The sequence below is a fragment of the Gilvimarinus sp. 1_MG-2023 genome, assembly GCF_030548285.1.
Genome location: NZ_JAUOSC010000500.1, coordinates 1 through 336, shown reverse-complemented (window position 1 = coordinate 336; position 336 = coordinate 1). Strand labels below are relative to the sequence as shown.

1 pseudogene is annotated in these 336 nt (G+C 53.9%); it reads left to right on the top strand.

Features of this window, described 5'->3' with window-relative positions:
* Positions 1 to 336: pseudogene (locus Q4563_RS17805) on the top strand (DNA polymerase III subunit beta); the annotation flags it as partial.

The following is a 336-nucleotide window of genomic DNA, read 5'->3' as shown; positions in this document are numbered from 1 at the left end:
ACGGTGCCCAGATAGAAATTGCCCTTGATGACCAGCGCGTGAATATCCGCTCTGGTCGTTCACGTTTTACCTTGTCCTCCTTGCCTGCCAGCGAATTTCCTAACGTTGAATCGGTGGGTGAAGAAAAAAGCTTTACCATGAGCCAACAGGTGTTACGCCGGGCGCTGGATCGCACCAGCTTTGCCATGGCGCAACAGGACGTACGGTATTATCTTAACGGCATGCTGTTTGAAGTCAGCACTGACTCACTGCGTACCGTTGCAACCGACGGCCATCGCCTGGCGACCTGCCGTGTTGATATATCCGGGCCGGATGAAGCCAGCCAGATTATCTTGC